Consider the following 14122-nt stretch of genomic DNA (forward strand, 5'->3'; position numbering starts at 1 on the left):
ATGCGCCGCGCCCCACGCCATGCGACATTTTTTTCGTGCACATTGGAAATCCGTGGTCGCCATCGTCCTGCTCGTGCTGCTGGCGCTGGTCACGGTGAATCCGGGCTCTGCCATGCCGGCGCCGCCGCTGGCCATGCGCCTGCGCGCGCACGTGACGGCGCTCACGGCCGGCACGCAGGACCCGGCCGCGCGGCGGGCCGCGTCGGCCGCCTACATCGACAGCGTGCTGCGGATCGCCGGCTATGCCGTGCGCGACCGCGGCAGTGGCCAGCGGCACGACATCGAAGCGGTACTGGCCAACGTGGCGCCCGGTGCGAAGGCGGCACGCACCTTCATCGTCGGCGCCCGCATGGACGGCGACCCGGGCGCGGCCGGTGGCGCGGCCGCGGTGCTGGAGCTGGCGCGGCTGCTGGCCGATGTGCATCCCAGCCGCGGCACCGAAATCCGCTTCGTCTTCTTCCTGGCGCCCAGGCCGGCCGCGCCCGCACCCGCGCTGGCGCAGGACGCGAGCCTGGACGACCTCGCGCGCATGCTGACGGACGCGCCGGTCGAGCGTCCCGCCAGCTTCATCGCCTACGTCGGCAGCCTGGCATCGTCGCGCGAGGTGCAGGATGCGCTGTCGGCCTTCCAGAGCATCGCGGGCGTGCCGCCGCACGGCCTGGCGACGCCGGCCTACATGCAGGGCGTGACCCTGCTCGACCGCGCCGCGTGGCACCATCCCGGCGCCGGCATGCCGGCCCTCGTGCTCACGGATACGTCGTTCACGCGCTTTCCGTATCGCCAGGCCCAGGACACGCCGGCCGCGGCCGCCGACGACGAACCGCCCGAGCAGGTCATCTTTGGCGGCATGGCGCGCGTGGTGAGCGGCCTGGCGCGCACGCTGACGGCGCTGGCGGCCGGGCAGCGCGGATGAAAACAGCACGGATGAGATAGCGCGGATAGAACCGCGCGGCTGAGTCAGTCGGCGGGCGCGAATTCGCCGGCCGCCACCGTGCCGGCCACCGCGGCGCCTGCCCGCGCGCGGGGATACAGCCAGTCGAAGACGACCGTCGCCGCCGCCGCGCCGGCCAGCTGGGCCAGCACATAGCCCGGCACGTCCGCGAGGCGGATGCCCGCGCACGTGCCGGTGGCGGCGCGCGCCAGCGTGAGGGCGGGATTGGCGAACGACGACGACGCCGTGAACCAGTACCCCGCGACGATGAACAGCGCCGCCGCATACGGCGTGACACTGGGGCGCGTGCGCGCGCAGCTGATGATGGTCGCCATCAGGCCGAACGTGGCCACGCCCTCGCTCCACCACAGCGCGGCGCCGGTCCGCGCATGCGTCGCGGCGACGAACGCCGGTTCGCCGAACATCAGGTGCGCGATGGCCACGCCGGCGAACGCCCCGCCCGTCTGCGCCGCGACATACGGCAGCGCGAGACCGGCCGGCAGGTTGCGTTGCCAGACTTCGGACAGCGTGACGACGGGATTCAGGTGCGCGCCCGAGACGCCGCCGAACATCAGGATCAGCACGACGAGGCCGCAGCCGGACGCGATCGAATTGACGAGCAGCGCGATGGCCGCATTGCCGCCCGCGAGCCGGTCGCCCATGATCGCGGAGCCGACGACGACGGCCAGCAGCAAGGCGGTGCCGAGTCCTTCGGCCACGAGGCGGCGGGCAAGGAAGTGGGTGCGATCGGGATGCTTCATGGCATCCATTGTGCGCGCGCCGTGCCGGACCGGAGTACTGCCGTGGCGGTATGTTCAGTCGATACCGCGTCCGATGAGGGACGGGATGATGCCGAGGAGAGCGGCCATCGACACGGGTTTCGACAGGAACCGCACGCCATCGGGCATCACGCCAGCCTCGATGGGATTGCCGGAGATGACGAGCGCCGGCAGGCCGGGCCGCAGGCGGCGCAGCGCGTGGATCACCTCGATGCCGTTCATGCCGGGCATGCGGAAATCCGTGATGAGCAGGTCGAAAGGGTCGGCTTCGGCGGCTTCGGCGGCACTGACGGCGTCGAAGCCGTTGTTGGCGACGGACACGCGATAGCCGGCGACGCTCAGGTAGCGCTCGAACACATAGAGAATGGCTTCTTCGTCATCCACGACCAGGATGCGCGGCGTTGCGGGGACAGGCATCGACCAGCTGCCTTTCATTGAAACACATGCAAGACTGCTACTTTAACACATGGTCGTCAGGATACCCGACACGTTTCGTCCGGTCACCGCCCGCCGGCGCCGCTATGCCGGACGGTACATGGCGCAGAGCTTGTGGCCGTCCGGATCGCGCACATAGGCCAGGTACATCGGGCCCAGGCTGCCCGCGCGCAGGCCCGGCGGCGCTTCGATCGACTTGCCGCCGTGGGCGACCGCCGTATCGTGGAACGCCTGGACTTGCTCGGCTGAATCGCATTTGAAGCCGATCGTGGCGCCGTTCGCGCACGTGGCCTCCGCGCCGTCGATGGGTTCGGTGATGCCGAGCGTACCGCCGTTGTGGCGGTAGAACAGGCGCTGGTGGCCGGTCGGGGCAACATTGGGGAACGGCGCGCCAACGCCGAGCGTACCGAGCACGGCGTCGTAGAAACGCCTGGAACGTTCGAGGTCGTTCGAACCGATCACGATGTGACTGAACATGCTTGTCCTTTCTTCAGGGTGGATGCGGCGGTCAATCCAGGAGCTCGACATCCGGCAGGTTGGCCAGCACCTGGTCCCACGTATCGTAGCATTCGAGCGCAGCGACGACGACCGGCAGCGGCTCGGCCCAGATCTCCGGCAGCATGCGTTCGTCGCGTTCGCGGATCGCGAACGCCAGCCGCTCCGCCGGCGGATCGAAGCGCGCGTCGACGCCGGGCTTGTTGCCCCGCGCATCGATGCGATGCCAGCCGAAGTCCTGCAGATACACGGCGTTCAGGCCGTGCAGGCAGTACGGCGCGCCGCCGTCGCCGACGGACAGGCGCTGGTAGCACAGCCCCGCCGGGATGCCGTTCGCGCGCAGCAGCGCGGCCAGCAGATGGCTCTTCGCGTAGCAGTAGCCCGTCTTGTGGCGCAGGACGTCGGACGCCTTGCAGGTCACCGGATTCAGCTCGAAATCGACGCTGTGGCGGATCTCGTCGCGCACGAATTCGAAGCAGGCACGCACGACGTCCAGCTCGGACGCGGTCCCCTCGGCCAGCCGGCGCGCGGCGGCTTGAATGGCGGGCGTGTCGACGTCGATGTACGTGCTTGCGGCAAGATAGCGTTGCATGGCTTTACCCTTCGGCCAGGAAGATTTCCTGCAGATCGTTGAGGAAGCGCTGACCCAGTGCCGTCGGCCGGATCACGCGGAAGTCGCGATAGATGAGTCCCTTCGCCTCGGCCTCGTTCAACGCCTTTTCGATGGCGTTGAGCGGCATGCCGGTACGCTCGCCGAACAGGTTCGGGTCGAAGCCTTCCGTCAGCCGCAGCCCGTTGAGCATGAATTCGAAACCCATGTCGGCGCGCCCGATCTCGTGTTCCTCGGCCACGGCATTGCCCTTCATGGCCGCTTCCATGAACGACGCGGGCTGCTTGTAGCGGGCCTGGCGCAGCACGCGATGCGGGAACGACAGCTTCGAATGGGCGCCGGCGCCGATGCCGAGATAATCGCCGAACTGCCAGTAGTTCAGGTTATGGCGCGCGCGGTGGCCCGGCCGCGCATAGGCCGAGACTTCGTAATGGTCGTAGCCGGCGGCGGCCGTGCGCACGGCGATCATGTCCTGGATGTCGGCGGTCGCGTCGTCGTCCGGCACCACCGGCGGATACTTGGCGAACACCGTGTTCGGTTCCATCGTCAGGTGGTACAGCGACAGGTGCGGCGGCGCGAATCCCAGCGCCATGTCGATGTCGGCCTGCGCCTCGGAAAGCGTCTGGCCCGGCAGCGCGTACATCAGGTCGAGGTTGAAATTGTCGAAGTTCGCCTGGGCGATCTCCACGGCCTTGATCGCCTCGTTGGCGTCGTGGATGCGGCCGAGCGCCTGCAGGTGCCGGCTGTCGAAACTCTGGATGCCGATCGACAGGCGGTTGATGCCGCTGGCGCGGAACGACTTGAATTTGTCGGCTTCGAACGTGCCGGGATTCGCCTCCATCGTGATCTCGGCATCGAGATCGAGCGGCAGCAAGGTGCGCAGGTCCGACATCAGGCGCTCCAGCCCCGCCGCCGACATCAGGCTGGGCGTGCCGCCGCCGATGAACACCGTGTGGATCTTGCGGCCCCAGATCAGCGGCAGCGACTGTTCCAGGTCGGCGCGCAGCGCGTCCAGGTAGGCCTGTTCCGGGATCGGGTCTTTCGACTCGTGCGAATTGAAGTCGCAGTACGGGCATTTGCGCACGCACCACGGCCAGTGGATGTACAGCGACAGCGGCGGCAGCGCCGCCAGGTTCAGCGCCCCCGGTTGCAGGTATTGCAGGGCTGCAGTCGCCGCGTCGCGGGGCGTGGCGGCGGGCGTGGGGGGCACGGCCGCCGAGCTGGCGGGCTTGATCGGAATCATGCCAGCTTCCCGAGCTTGTCGACGAGCGCGCGCAGCGCCTGGCCGCGGTGCGACACGGCGTTCTTTTCCGCCGGCGCCAGTTCGGCGGCCGTGCGGCCGAAATCCGGCACCAGGAAGTACGGATCGTAGCCGAAGCCGTTGGCGCCGCGCGGCGTGTCGATGACCTGCCCGCGCCACACGCCGTCCGCGATCACGGGTTGCGGGTCGTCCGCGTGGCGCACGTACACGAGCACGCAGTAGTAGTACGCCGATTTGTCGGCGTGGGCCGCGAGGTCGGCGACCAGTCTGGCGTTGTTGCGCACGTCCGATTTCGGCTCGCCGGCAAAGCGCGCGGAATACACGCCCGGCGCGCCGCCGAGGGCGTTCACGCACACGCCGGAATCGTCGGCGAGGGCCGGCAGGCCGGTCAGGCGCGCGGCGTGGCGGGCCTTCTGCAGGGCGTTCTCGACGAAGGTGCCGAACGGCTCTTCCGCTTCGGGGACGCCGAATTCGCCCTGCGGATGCAGTTCGAAACCGATCGGGCCGAGTAATTCGGCGAATTCCTTGAGCTTGCCCGCGTTGTTGGAGGCAAGGATGAGGCGTTGGGTCATTGCTGTCTCGGTCTGGACGAAGAACTGCGTATTTTACCGCTCATCCCGCCATACGCGCAGCAGGCCGGACGCGCTAGGCGTGCGGGAACACCATGCGCGCTTCGAACCCGGGGTCGGCGCGGCGCAGCGCGAGCGTGCCCTCGTGCAGCTGGGTGATGGCGGTGACGATCGACAGGCCCAGGCCGTTGCCCGGCAGGTGGCGGCTCTGGTCCACGCGGTAGAAGCGCCGCGTGATCTTGTCCATGTCGTCGGCCGGCACGCCCGAGCCGTAATCGCGGACCGTCAGTACCGGCGCGCCGTCCATCGTGTCGACCTCGACGTCGACGCGGCCGCCGCTGCGGCCGTACTTGATGGCGTTGTCGATCAGGCTCGCGAGGGCGCTGGCCAGCAGGTCGCGGTCGCCGCGGATGATCGTCGGCCGGCCGGCGAAGCGCAGCAGCACGCCCTGCTCTTCGGCGGCCGCTTCGTACAATTCCGCCATGTCGTGCGCGATGGCGGCCAGGTCGAGCTTTTCGAAGGTGCCCGCGCGCACGCCGGATTCCAGCGCGGCGATCTGCAGCAGCTTGTCGAACAGCGAGATCACGCTGTCGATGTCCTCGATGGCCAGGCGCGCGTCCGCCACGAGCGCGTGCGGATCGGCCGACGCCTGCAGCGCGCGGTCGAGGCGCGAGCGCACGCGCGACAGCGGCGTGCGCAGGTCGTGCGCGATCGAGTTCGACACGTGGCGTACGCCCTCCATCAGCGCTTCGATGCGGTCGAGCATGCGGTTGATGTCGTCGCCCAGGCGCGCGAATTCGTCGTTGCCCATCACGACGATGCGGCTGGACAGTTCGCCGGCCGCGATGCGCGCCGTCGTGCGGCGGATGCGGCCGATGCGCGCTTCCAGGCGCGAACGGAAGATCTGGGCGCCGAAGAACGCGAGCACGATCGACACGGCGGCGCTGACCAGGAGCGCGCGCTCGACGACGCTGCGGATGGCGTCGAGTTCGATCAGGTCGCGGCCGACGATGAGCCGGCTGCCGTCGTCGAGCCGCGTCGCGATGAGGCGCACGGAAACGGGCGCGCCGTTGCGCTGCATCTGTCCGAATCCGAGCTCGCCGGACGCCGGCAGGTCGCCGTACCAGCGCCCCAGGTTGCCGGCCAGGACGCGGCCCTGGGTGTCGACGACGCCCACCACCTCGGTATCGGTGTCGATCAGGTCGTGCAGCTGGGCGTCGATCTCGCGTACGAGGCCGGGGCGGCCGTCGCTGGTCCAGGCGTCGGCCAGGCGCCCCTCCACGCTCATGATCTTGCTGTCGATCGAGCGCTCGAACACGCCCACCGTGCCGAAATAGACGATGCCCGACAGCGTGGCCATCGACGCGGCCAGCAGCAGGCCGTAGCCGACCGCCAGCCGGAACGCGATGGAGCCGCGCAGGCCGACGCCCGCGCCGGGGCCCGGTCTAGCGCGAGGACGGACCATACGTCGGGGCGGCGCTCAGCACATAGCCGGCGCCGCGCACCGTGTGGATCAGGGCCGGGGTGAAATCCTTGTCGATCTTGCTGCGCAGGCGGCTGATCTGGACGTCGATCACGTTCGTCTGCGGATCGAAATGGTATTCCCACACGCCTTCCAGCAGCATCGTGCGGGTGACGATCTGGCCTTCGTGGCGCATGAGGTATTCGAGCAGGCGGAATTCGCGCGGCTGCAGGGTGATCGTCGTGCCCTGCCGCGTCACGCGCATCGTGCGCACGTCGAGCTGCAGGTCGGCCACCTGCAGCACGGTGGCGTCGCGCGACCAGGCGTTGCGCCGGCTGAGGTTTTCCACCCGGGCCAGCAGCTCCGACATGACGAAGGGCTTGGTGAGATAGTCGTCGCTGCCGGCGCGCAGGCCGCGCACGCGCTCGTCGACGCTGTTCAGGGCGGACAGGATCAGCACCGGCGTGCCGTCGCCGCGGGCGCGCATCTGTTCGAGGATGCCGAGGCCGTCGACCTGGCCGGGCAGCATGCGGTCGAGCACGACGACGTCCCAGCGCGTCTCCTGCAGGCGGCGGTTGCCCGCCTCGCCGTTCGTCTCCGCCTGCACGGCATAGCCGGCCGCGCGCAATCCGCTGCAAAGGTAGTCGCGCGTTTCGGTGTCGTCTTCGATCACGAGGCAGTTCGGCATGGTTCGGCTCTTGGTCTTTCTCGGGTTGACTATAGCATGGAGGCCAGGCGCGCCATCACGGCCACGACGTGGTCGATCTGGGCGCGCGTATGCCCCGCGTTGAGCATGAAGCGCAGGCGCGCCTGGCCCACGGGAACGGCCGGGAACTGGATCGCGTCGACGTGGATGCCCTCCGCGCGCAGCGCGCGCTGGAACCGCTGGCAGCGCTCGGCGTCCTTGACCAGCACCGGCACGATCGGCGTCTGCGTCGACGTGAGCGTGTAGCCCAACGGGCGCATGCGCTCGACGAAGTAGCGCTGGTTGTCCCACAGGCGCACGCGCCGGTCCGGCTCTTCCCGCAGCAGGTCCAGCGCGGCCAGCAGGGCGTTGGCCTGGTCCGGCGGCGGCGGACAGGTGAAGCCGTAGGCGGAACTCGTCAGGCGCAGCACGTCGGCCATCTCGCGCTCCAGCGCCACGAAGCCGCCGATGGCGCCCAGCGCCTTGGACAGGGTCCCCATCTGCATGATGGTGGGGCTGTAGCAGCCGTAGTGCTCCGACGTGCCGCCGCCGTTTTCGCCCAGGATACCGGTGGCGTGGGCGTCGTCGACGTACAGGATCGCGCCGTATTTCTCGGCGAGTTGCGTCAGCTCGGGCAGCGGCGCGATCGTGCCTTCCATGCTGAACACGCCGTCGCTGACGATGATCGGGCTGACGCCATCGGCCGCTTTCAGCAGCGACTCCAGGTGGTCCATGTCGGCATGGCGGTACGTGTGCTTGTCGGCGCCCGACATCAGGATGCCTTCGCGGATGCTGATGTGGTTGTACTCGTCCGTGAAATACGCGTACTTGCGGCGCTTCTTGGCGCGATAGCCGTGGATGCGCGCCAGCAGGCCGACCTTGACGAGCGTGGACAGCACGCCGATGTTCGTCATGTAGCCCGTGACGAACAGCACGGCGTCGGTCTTGTGCTTGAGTTCACCCAGCCGGCGCTCCAGCGCGCGGTACACGGGCAGGTCGCCGCCCAGCAGCCGCGATTCGCAATTGCCGACGCCGTAGCGTTCCAGGCCCGCCTTCGCGGCCTCCACGAGACGGGGATGGTTCGCCAGCGCCAGGTAATTGTTGGTGCTGAACGACACGGCAGCCTCGCCGTTCACGCGGAACACCGGGTCCGGCAACGTGTCGTGGACGGGCGTCTCGTGGTGAATGGCGTGGGTTTGCAGCCAGTCTGCAATGTCGGCGAGGTCGTGCATGTTTGGGGGCAGTGTCGGAAATGGACGCGCTGCCGGATTGGCATGGAAATGGCGCTGCGATGCAGTATAGGCGAGCGACGGGAGCGTAAAAATTACGATCAGGTAATGTCACTCACATTAACAAACGGTAATATCGTAAAGACAAATACGCCGCTATCATTCGCAGCGGCCTCCAGGTCCGCCCAGCCGTTTCGCTCGCGCGCGCGAGCGGCGCCGCCCTGCCGTTGCGCATGTCATCGCGGTGCAATATTCAGTGCCCAGGATAGCGCTCCAAAGCGCAGGATATTTCCTTGACGCTAGAAAGGACGGCCACGTAGAATCCGACCGTTTTCATTTCATGGAGTCCCTTTCATGGGCACTTGTTCGAGTGGCAGTTGTTGCCGGCCCGAGGCCGGTCCGGCCCCGGCAAGATAACGCAGGTCCTTCCTCCTGCCGTCATCTCGCCCCGGGCGAATGATGGTATCCGCGTCCCTTTGCATCCGGGACATCGCATTCCACGACAAACGAATCGTGCTGCACGCCTTCTAACGAGGGACGCGCACGGCGTCACCAAGCGCGAATGAAAGGTATGCCGTTCACCGACGGAGATACCGATGTTTCGTTGTTCGATGTTTTATTGTGCCGCCTGGCTGCTGGCCGCGGCACCCGGTGTACGTGCCGACGACCTCCCCGCGGCGGAGGCCTGGAACGCGCACGTCCAGGCCACGTACGTGTGGCAAGCCAAACCCGCGTTCGGCGCCGCCTACACCGGCCCCGCCAGCCTCGTCCCGTGGCGCGAGACGGGCTATTCCTTCAGCGCCACGGCCGCCTTCGGCATGCGTCCGTGGCAGGGCGCCGAGCTGTACTTCGATCCGGAAGTCGTGCAGGGCAAGGCCATGTCCGGCCTGCACGGCTTCGGCGGCATGACCAATGGCGAGCAGCAGAAGACGAGCGGCACGAGTCCGACGTTCTATCGCGCCCGGCTGTTCCTGCGCCAGACCTGGAACCTGGGCGGCGACATGCAGGCGGTCGAATCCGACATGAACCAGCTGGCGGGCAGTGTGGCAAGCCGCCGCGTCGTCCTGACGGCCGGCAACCTGGCCGTGTCCGACATCTTCGACGCCAACAGCCAGGCCCACGACGCCCGCAGCCAGTTCCTCAACTGGGCGCTGGTGGCGCACGGCGCATGGGACTTCGCCGCGGACGCGCGCGGCTACACGTGGGGCGCGGCGCTCGAATATGACGATGGCGACTGGGCCGTGCGCGCGGGGCGCTTCATGCTGCCCGCCGAATCGAACGGGCTCACGCTCGACAAGCGCATCTTCCGGCATCATGGCGACCAGGTCGAGCTGGAACATCGTCACAGCTGGCTGGGGCAGGCGGGCACGGTGCGCCTGCTGGCGTTCCGCGACCGCGCGCGCATGGGATCGTTCCGCGACGCGCTGGCGGCACGCGCGCCGGGCGCGGTGCCCGATGTGGGCGGCGTGCGGCGCGAGCGCAGCAAGACGGGCTTCGGCGTAAGCCTGGACCAGGCGGTCGGCGCGAATGCCGCAGTGTTCGCGCGCGCCAGCCGCAACGACGGGCAGTCGGAAACGTATGCGTTCGCCGAGATCGAGCGTTCGGTCTCCATCGGCGCGACCTTGCAGGGCGCGGCCTGGCACCGCACCGGCGACACGCTGGGCATCGCCGCCGTCGCCAACGGGCTGGCGCAGGCCCACCGCGACTACCTGGCGGCCGGCGGCGTGGGCGCGTTCATCGGCGACGGCCGGCTGGATTACCATCCGGAGCAGATCGTCGAAACGTACTACAAAATCGGGCTGGGCCGGTACGCCGCGCTGTCGCTGGACTGGCAGCACATCGCCAACCCTGCCTACGACGGCGCGCGCGGACCCGTGAACGTGTTCGGCCTGCGCCTGCACGGGCAATACTGACGGAGACGAGACATGTTCGAACTGTTCACCCCGGGCCGCACCGGCCGCTCGTTCCTCACCACGACCCCGAACCGCTGGGACTGGGCGCTGCTGCCGCTCGTCCTCGTCGTGCTGGCGCTGGCCGCGTACGGCGCCATGCAGATGACGCGCCCGTTCGTGCTGGGCCAGCCGACGCCGATCTCGCTCGACCCGGCCTTCCTGCCCTACTACCTGCTGCGCACGATCCTGCGCATGTTCAGCGCCCTCGGCGCCGCGCTGCTGTTCACGTTCACGTTCGCCGTCGTCGCCACGCGCTGGAAGAGCGCCGAAAAGATCATGGTGCCGCTGCTGGACGTGCTGCAGTCGGTGCCGATCCTCGGCTTCCAGGCCATCGCCATCGCGCCGTTCATCGCCCTCTTTCCCGGCAACCTGCTCGGCGTGGAATGCGCCGCCGTGTTCGCGATTTTTACGTCGCAGGCCTGGAACATGGCGTTCAGCCTGTACCAGTCGATGAAGACGATCCCGCCCGAGCTGGCGGAAGCGGCGCGCGTGTTCCGGCTGTCGCCGTGGCAGCGCTTCTGGCGCCTGGAACTGCCGTACGCGATGCCGGCGCTGCTGTGGAACATGATGATGTCGATGTCCGGCGGCTGGTTCTTCCTCGTCGCCGCCGAGGCGATTTCGGTGGCGGGCCAGGACATCAAGCTGCCCGGCATCGGCGCCTACATCGCGGTCGCGATCGAGCAGAAACAGGGCACCGCCATCGCCTGGGCCATCGCCGCCATGTTCGCCGGCATCCTGCTGTACGACCAGTTGTTCTTCCGCCCGCTGCTGGCGTGGGCCGACAAGTTCCGCTTCGAGGAATCGCAGGGCGAATACGCCCAGCAATCGTGGGTGCTGGACTGGGGCCGCCGCAGCGTGTGGATCCGCGCCCTCACCGACCGCATGTGGGCACTGCTCGCCCGCACGCTCGGCTGGTTCGGCACGCGCGACATCGTCGACGCGGCGCCGCGCCCGTCGCGCTTCACGCTGTCCACGCGCGCGATCGACCGGATCGTGCTCGTGCTCGCGCTGCTGGGCGCGTGGCGCTTCCTGCTGTTCATCCACGCGCAGGTCGGTTGGGGCGAGGCGCTGCGCGTCGTGGGCCTCGGCTGCATCACGCTCGTGCGGGTGATGCTCCTGATCGGCCTCGCCTCGCTCGTGTGGGTGCCCGCCGCCGTGTGGATCGGCCTGCGCCCGCGCTACGCCCAGGCCGTGCAGGCGCTCGCGCAATTCCTGGCCGCGTTCCCCGTCAACCTGATGTTCCCGATCGTCGTTTACGCGCTCGTGCACCTGCGCCTGAATCCGAACATCTGGCTCAGTCCACTGATGGTGTTCGGCACGCAGTGGTACATCCTGTTCAACGTGGTCGCGGGCGCATCGACCCTGCCGAACGAGCTGCGCCTCGCGGCCGACAACCTGGGCCTGACCGGCTGGCTGAAATGGAAGCGCGTGTACCTGCCGGCCGTGTTCCCGAGTTTCGTGACGGGCGCGATCACGGCGAGCGGCGGCTCGTGGAACGCGAGCATCGTGGCGGAGTACGTCACATGGGGCAAGACCTCGCTCGTGGCAGATGGCCTGGGCAGCTACATCAAGCAGATGACGGACGCCGGCGACTTCCACCGCATCGCCCTCGGCATCGGCGTGATGTGCGTGTTCGTCATGTTGTTGAACCGGTTCTTCTGGCGCCGGCTGTACCTGCTGGCCGAAGGCCGCAGCCGTTGAAGTGCATGGTGGGCACGGGGTGTCCACCCTACCGAATACCGACCGTAGGGTGGGCACCCCGTGCCCATCGAACTCATTGGAACCACCATGGAAAAACTGGTTGAACTGAATGGCGTGAAAAAGGCCTTCCGCAGCGCCGACGGCGCCCCGCGCACCGTGCTCGAAGGCGTCGACTTCACGCTGGCCGACGGCGAGATCGTCGCGCTGCTCGGCAAATCCGGCTCCGGCAAATCGACGCTGCTGCGCATCGTCGCGGGCCTCGTGCCGGCCGACGCGGGCAAGGTCGAATACCGCGGACGGCCCATCCGCGGGCCGCTGTCCGGCGTGGCGATGGTGTTCCAGTCCTTCGCCCTGTTCCCGTGGCTGACGGTGCAGCAGAACGTGGAACTCGGCCTGGAAGCGCAGGGCGTCGCGCCTGCCGCGCGGCGCGAGCGGGCCGACGCGATGCTCGACCTGATCGGCCTCTCCGGCTTCGGCAGCGCGCTGCCGCGCGAGCTCTCGGGCGGCATGCGCCAGCGCGTGGGCATCGCGCGCGCGCTCGTCACGCACCCGGACGTGCTGCTGATGGACGAAGCCTTTTCCGCCCTCGACGTGCTGACGGGCGAGACGCTGCGGGGCGACATCCTCGACCTGTGGGACGGCAAGCGGATTCCCACGCGCGGCATCCTGATCGTCTCGCACAACATCGAGGAAGCCGTCATGATGGCCGACCGCATCATCATCCTGTCCAGCGATCCGGGCCGCGTGCGCCACGAGATCCGCATCGACCTGCCGCGCCCGCGCAACGCCGACACGCCGGAGGTGCGCGCCCTCGTCGACGAAGTCTACGGCCTGATGACGATGCGTCCCGCCGCCGCGCCGGCGCTGGGCGCCGCGCGCCCGGCCGCCATCGACTACCGCGTGCCGGACACGGACGTGGGCCGCATGGAGAGCGTGCTGGACCTGCTGGCCGGCGCGCCGTACGACGGCCGCGCCGACCTGCCGCAGCTGTCGGAAGACACCGAGCTGCCGGACGAGGAACTGTTCCCGACCTACGAGGCACTGGGCCTGCTGGGCCTCGCGCACGTCGAGCGCGGCGACATCGCCCTGACCGGCCTGGGCCTGCGCTATGCCCAGGCCGACCAGGCGCTGCGCCAGACCCTGTTCGGCCAGCAGCTGTCGAAGAACGTGCCGCTGGCCGCGCGCATCCGGCGCCAGCTGGAGGACGAGCCGGGCGGCGCGCTGCCGGAAGATCCGTTCATCGACCTGCTGGAAGACACGCTGGAAGCGGACCAGGCCAAGCGCATGCTGGAAGTGGCGATCGAATGGGGCCGCTACGGCGAATTGTACGAATACGACTATCACACGGGCCGGCTGAAACTGCCGGGCACCGGCAACACGAAGGAGTGACATGGAAGGATTGGACATCACCGGCGACTCCAGGCTGGATCGCAAGGTCGCGCTGACCGTCGCGCTGCTGGCGTCGTTCATGGGCGTCTGCAAGATCAAGGACGACAACATCGTGCAGGCGATGCAGCAGGCGCAGGCCGACAAGATCGACCACTGGGCGTTCTACCAGGCCCGCAACCTGCGCCAGGAACAGGCGCATACGACCTTGCTGCAGCTGCGCCTGGCCGCGGCGGCCCGCCCGGCCGGCGAGCAGGCAGGCTACGCCGCCGCGATCGCGGAGCTGGAAAAACTGGAGAGCGGCCAGGCGAAAAAGAAGGACGAGGTGGTGGCGCAGGCCAGGCAGGACCAGGCGACGTACGACGCGCTGAATTACCGCGACGACCAGTTCGACCTGTCCGACGCGGCGCTGGCGCTGGCCTTGTCGCTGCTGGCCGTGACCACCTTGACCCGGCAGCGCTGGCTGTACCTGGCGGCGCTGGTGCCGACGGTGGTCGGCGTGTTCTATGGCGTGGCCGGGTTGTGCGGGCTGCCGTTTCACCCGAGCTGGTTGACGGGGTTGCTCTCGTAGCGCCGATACGTCATCCCCGCGCAGGCGGGGACCCAAGTTTGCCGGCAGCACGGCAA

14 protein-coding genes are annotated in these 14122 nt (G+C 68.5%); 5 read left to right on the forward strand and 9 right to left on the reverse strand.

The genetic code is table 11. The features are described from left to right. Positions 1 to 52: 52 nt before the first annotated feature. Positions 53 to 913 (forward strand): zinc-binding metallopeptidase family protein, encoded by an 861-nt coding sequence (locus tag ACEN9Q_RS19225; protein ID WP_495625680.1) that lies wholly within the window; start codon positions 53 to 55, stop codon positions 911 to 913. A 44-nt stretch (positions 914 to 957) separates the two neighbouring features. Here the strand turns inward: ACEN9Q_RS19225 and ACEN9Q_RS19230 are convergent, their stop codons facing one another. The 9 genes from ACEN9Q_RS19230 to ACEN9Q_RS19270 form a co-directional block, all read right to left on the reverse strand. Further along, positions 958 to 1692, reverse strand: coding sequence for an aquaporin (locus tag ACEN9Q_RS19230; RefSeq protein ID WP_495625681.1), 735 nt, complete (start codon positions 1690 to 1692; stop codon positions 958 to 960). Positions 1693 to 1746: 54 nt separating this feature from the next. Then, positions 1747 to 2127: a response regulator gene (locus ACEN9Q_RS19235; protein ID WP_495625682.1), complete on the reverse strand. Its 381-nt coding sequence runs from the start codon at positions 2125 to 2127 to the stop codon at positions 1747 to 1749. Between the two features lie 102 nt (positions 2128 to 2229). Then, a complete protein-coding gene (locus ACEN9Q_RS19240) occupies positions 2230 to 2622 on the reverse strand; it encodes a VOC family protein (protein WP_056443408.1) in 393 nt (130 codons plus the stop codon). Between the two features lie 31 nt (positions 2623 to 2653). Continuing rightward, the gene (locus tag ACEN9Q_RS19245; protein ID WP_495625683.1) at positions 2654 to 3232 is read right to left on the reverse strand and encodes a transglutaminase-like domain-containing protein; all 579 of its coding nucleotides are present in this window, start codon (positions 3230 to 3232) and stop codon (positions 2654 to 2656) included. Between the two features lie 4 nt (positions 3233 to 3236). After that, the gene (gene hemW / locus ACEN9Q_RS19250; protein WP_495625684.1) at positions 3237 to 4493 is read right to left on the reverse strand and encodes a radical SAM family heme chaperone HemW; all 1257 of its coding nucleotides are present in this window, start codon (positions 4491 to 4493) and stop codon (positions 3237 to 3239) included. Beyond that, entirely contained in the window at positions 4490 to 5083 is a 594-nt protein-coding gene (gene rdgB / locus ACEN9Q_RS19255; protein WP_056443417.1) for an RdgB/HAM1 family non-canonical purine NTP pyrophosphatase, read from the reverse strand. The genes hemW and rdgB overlap by 4 nt, the downstream gene beginning before the upstream one ends. A 73-nt stretch (positions 5084 to 5156) precedes the next feature. Continuing rightward, entirely contained in the window at positions 5157 to 6545 is a 1389-nt protein-coding gene (locus tag ACEN9Q_RS19260) for a sensor histidine kinase (protein ID WP_495625685.1), read from the reverse strand. Next, the gene (locus ACEN9Q_RS19265; RefSeq protein WP_056443422.1) at positions 6526 to 7230 is read right to left on the reverse strand and encodes a response regulator transcription factor; all 705 of its coding nucleotides are present in this window, start codon (positions 7228 to 7230) and stop codon (positions 6526 to 6528) included. Before ACEN9Q_RS19265 ends, ACEN9Q_RS19260 begins: the two co-directional genes overlap by 20 nt. Positions 7231 to 7259: 29 nt before the next feature. After that, the gene (locus ACEN9Q_RS19270) at positions 7260 to 8459 is read right to left on the reverse strand and encodes an aminotransferase class I/II-fold pyridoxal phosphate-dependent enzyme (RefSeq protein WP_056443424.1); all 1200 of its coding nucleotides are present in this window, start codon (positions 8457 to 8459) and stop codon (positions 7260 to 7262) included. 593 nt (positions 8460 to 9052) lie between these two features. Between ACEN9Q_RS19270 and ACEN9Q_RS19275 the strand changes: the two genes are divergently transcribed. The 4 genes from ACEN9Q_RS19275 (at position 9053) to ACEN9Q_RS19290 (ending at position 14066) form a co-directional block, all read left to right on the forward strand. Continuing rightward, entirely contained in the window at positions 9053 to 10369 is a 1317-nt protein-coding gene (locus ACEN9Q_RS19275) for a carbohydrate porin (protein WP_495625686.1), read from the forward strand. Positions 10370 to 10381: 12 nt separating this feature from the next. Continuing rightward, complete coding sequence (locus tag ACEN9Q_RS19280) at positions 10382 to 12109, forward strand: ABC transporter permease (RefSeq protein WP_495625687.1); 1728 nt, start codon at positions 10382 to 10384, stop codon at positions 12107 to 12109. Positions 12110 to 12196: 87 nt separating this feature from the next. Next, a complete protein-coding gene (locus ACEN9Q_RS19285) occupies positions 12197 to 13498 on the forward strand; it encodes an ABC transporter ATP-binding protein (protein ID WP_056443430.1) in 1302 nt (433 codons plus the stop codon). A 1-nt stretch (position 13499) separates the two neighbouring features. Next, positions 13500 to 14066 carry a DUF4337 domain-containing protein gene (locus ACEN9Q_RS19290; protein WP_056443433.1) on the forward strand — a complete coding sequence of 189 codons (567 nt, stop codon included), beginning with the start codon at positions 13500 to 13502 and terminating at the stop codon, positions 14064 to 14066. Positions 14067 to 14122: the final 56 nt, after the last annotated feature.

This window comes from Massilia sp. Masssp93 (assembly GCF_059491295.1).

Coding starts and splice junctions, on each gene's coding strand:
- ACEN9Q_RS19230 (WP_495625681.1), bottom strand. CDS start 1,692: ATGAAGCATCCCGATCGCACCCACTTCCTTGCCCGCCGCCTCGTGGCC.
- ACEN9Q_RS19235 (WP_495625682.1), bottom strand. CDS start 2,127: ATGCCTGTCCCCGCAACGCCGCGCATCCTGGTCGTGGATGACGAAGAA.
- ACEN9Q_RS19240 (WP_056443408.1), bottom strand. CDS start 2,622: ATGTTCAGTCACATCGTGATCGGTTCGAACGACCTCGAACGTTCCAGG.
- ACEN9Q_RS19245 (WP_495625683.1), bottom strand. CDS start 3,232: ATGCAACGCTATCTTGCCGCAAGCACGTACATCGACGTCGACACGCCC.
- hemW (WP_495625684.1), bottom strand. CDS start 4,493: ATGATTCCGATCAAGCCCGCCAGCTCGGCGGCCGTGCCCCCCACGCCC.
- rdgB (WP_056443417.1), bottom strand. CDS start 5,083: ATGACCCAACGCCTCATCCTTGCCTCCAACAACGCGGGCAAGCTCAAG.
- ACEN9Q_RS19260 (WP_495625685.1), bottom strand. CDS start 6,545: ATGGTCCGTCCTCGCGCTAGACCGGGCCCCGGCGCGGGCGTCGGCCTG.
- ACEN9Q_RS19265 (WP_056443422.1), bottom strand. CDS start 7,230: ATGCCGAACTGCCTCGTGATCGAAGACGACACCGAAACGCGCGACTAC.
- ACEN9Q_RS19270 (WP_056443424.1), bottom strand. CDS start 8,459: ATGCACGACCTCGCCGACATTGCAGACTGGCTGCAAACCCACGCCATT.
- ACEN9Q_RS19275 (WP_495625686.1), top strand. CDS start 9,053: ATGTTTCGTTGTTCGATGTTTTATTGTGCCGCCTGGCTGCTGGCCGCG.
- ACEN9Q_RS19280 (WP_495625687.1), top strand. CDS start 10,382: ATGTTCGAACTGTTCACCCCGGGCCGCACCGGCCGCTCGTTCCTCACC.
- ACEN9Q_RS19285 (WP_056443430.1), top strand. CDS start 12,197: ATGGAAAAACTGGTTGAACTGAATGGCGTGAAAAAGGCCTTCCGCAGC.
- ACEN9Q_RS19290 (WP_056443433.1), top strand. CDS start 13,500: ATGGAAGGATTGGACATCACCGGCGACTCCAGGCTGGATCGCAAGGTC.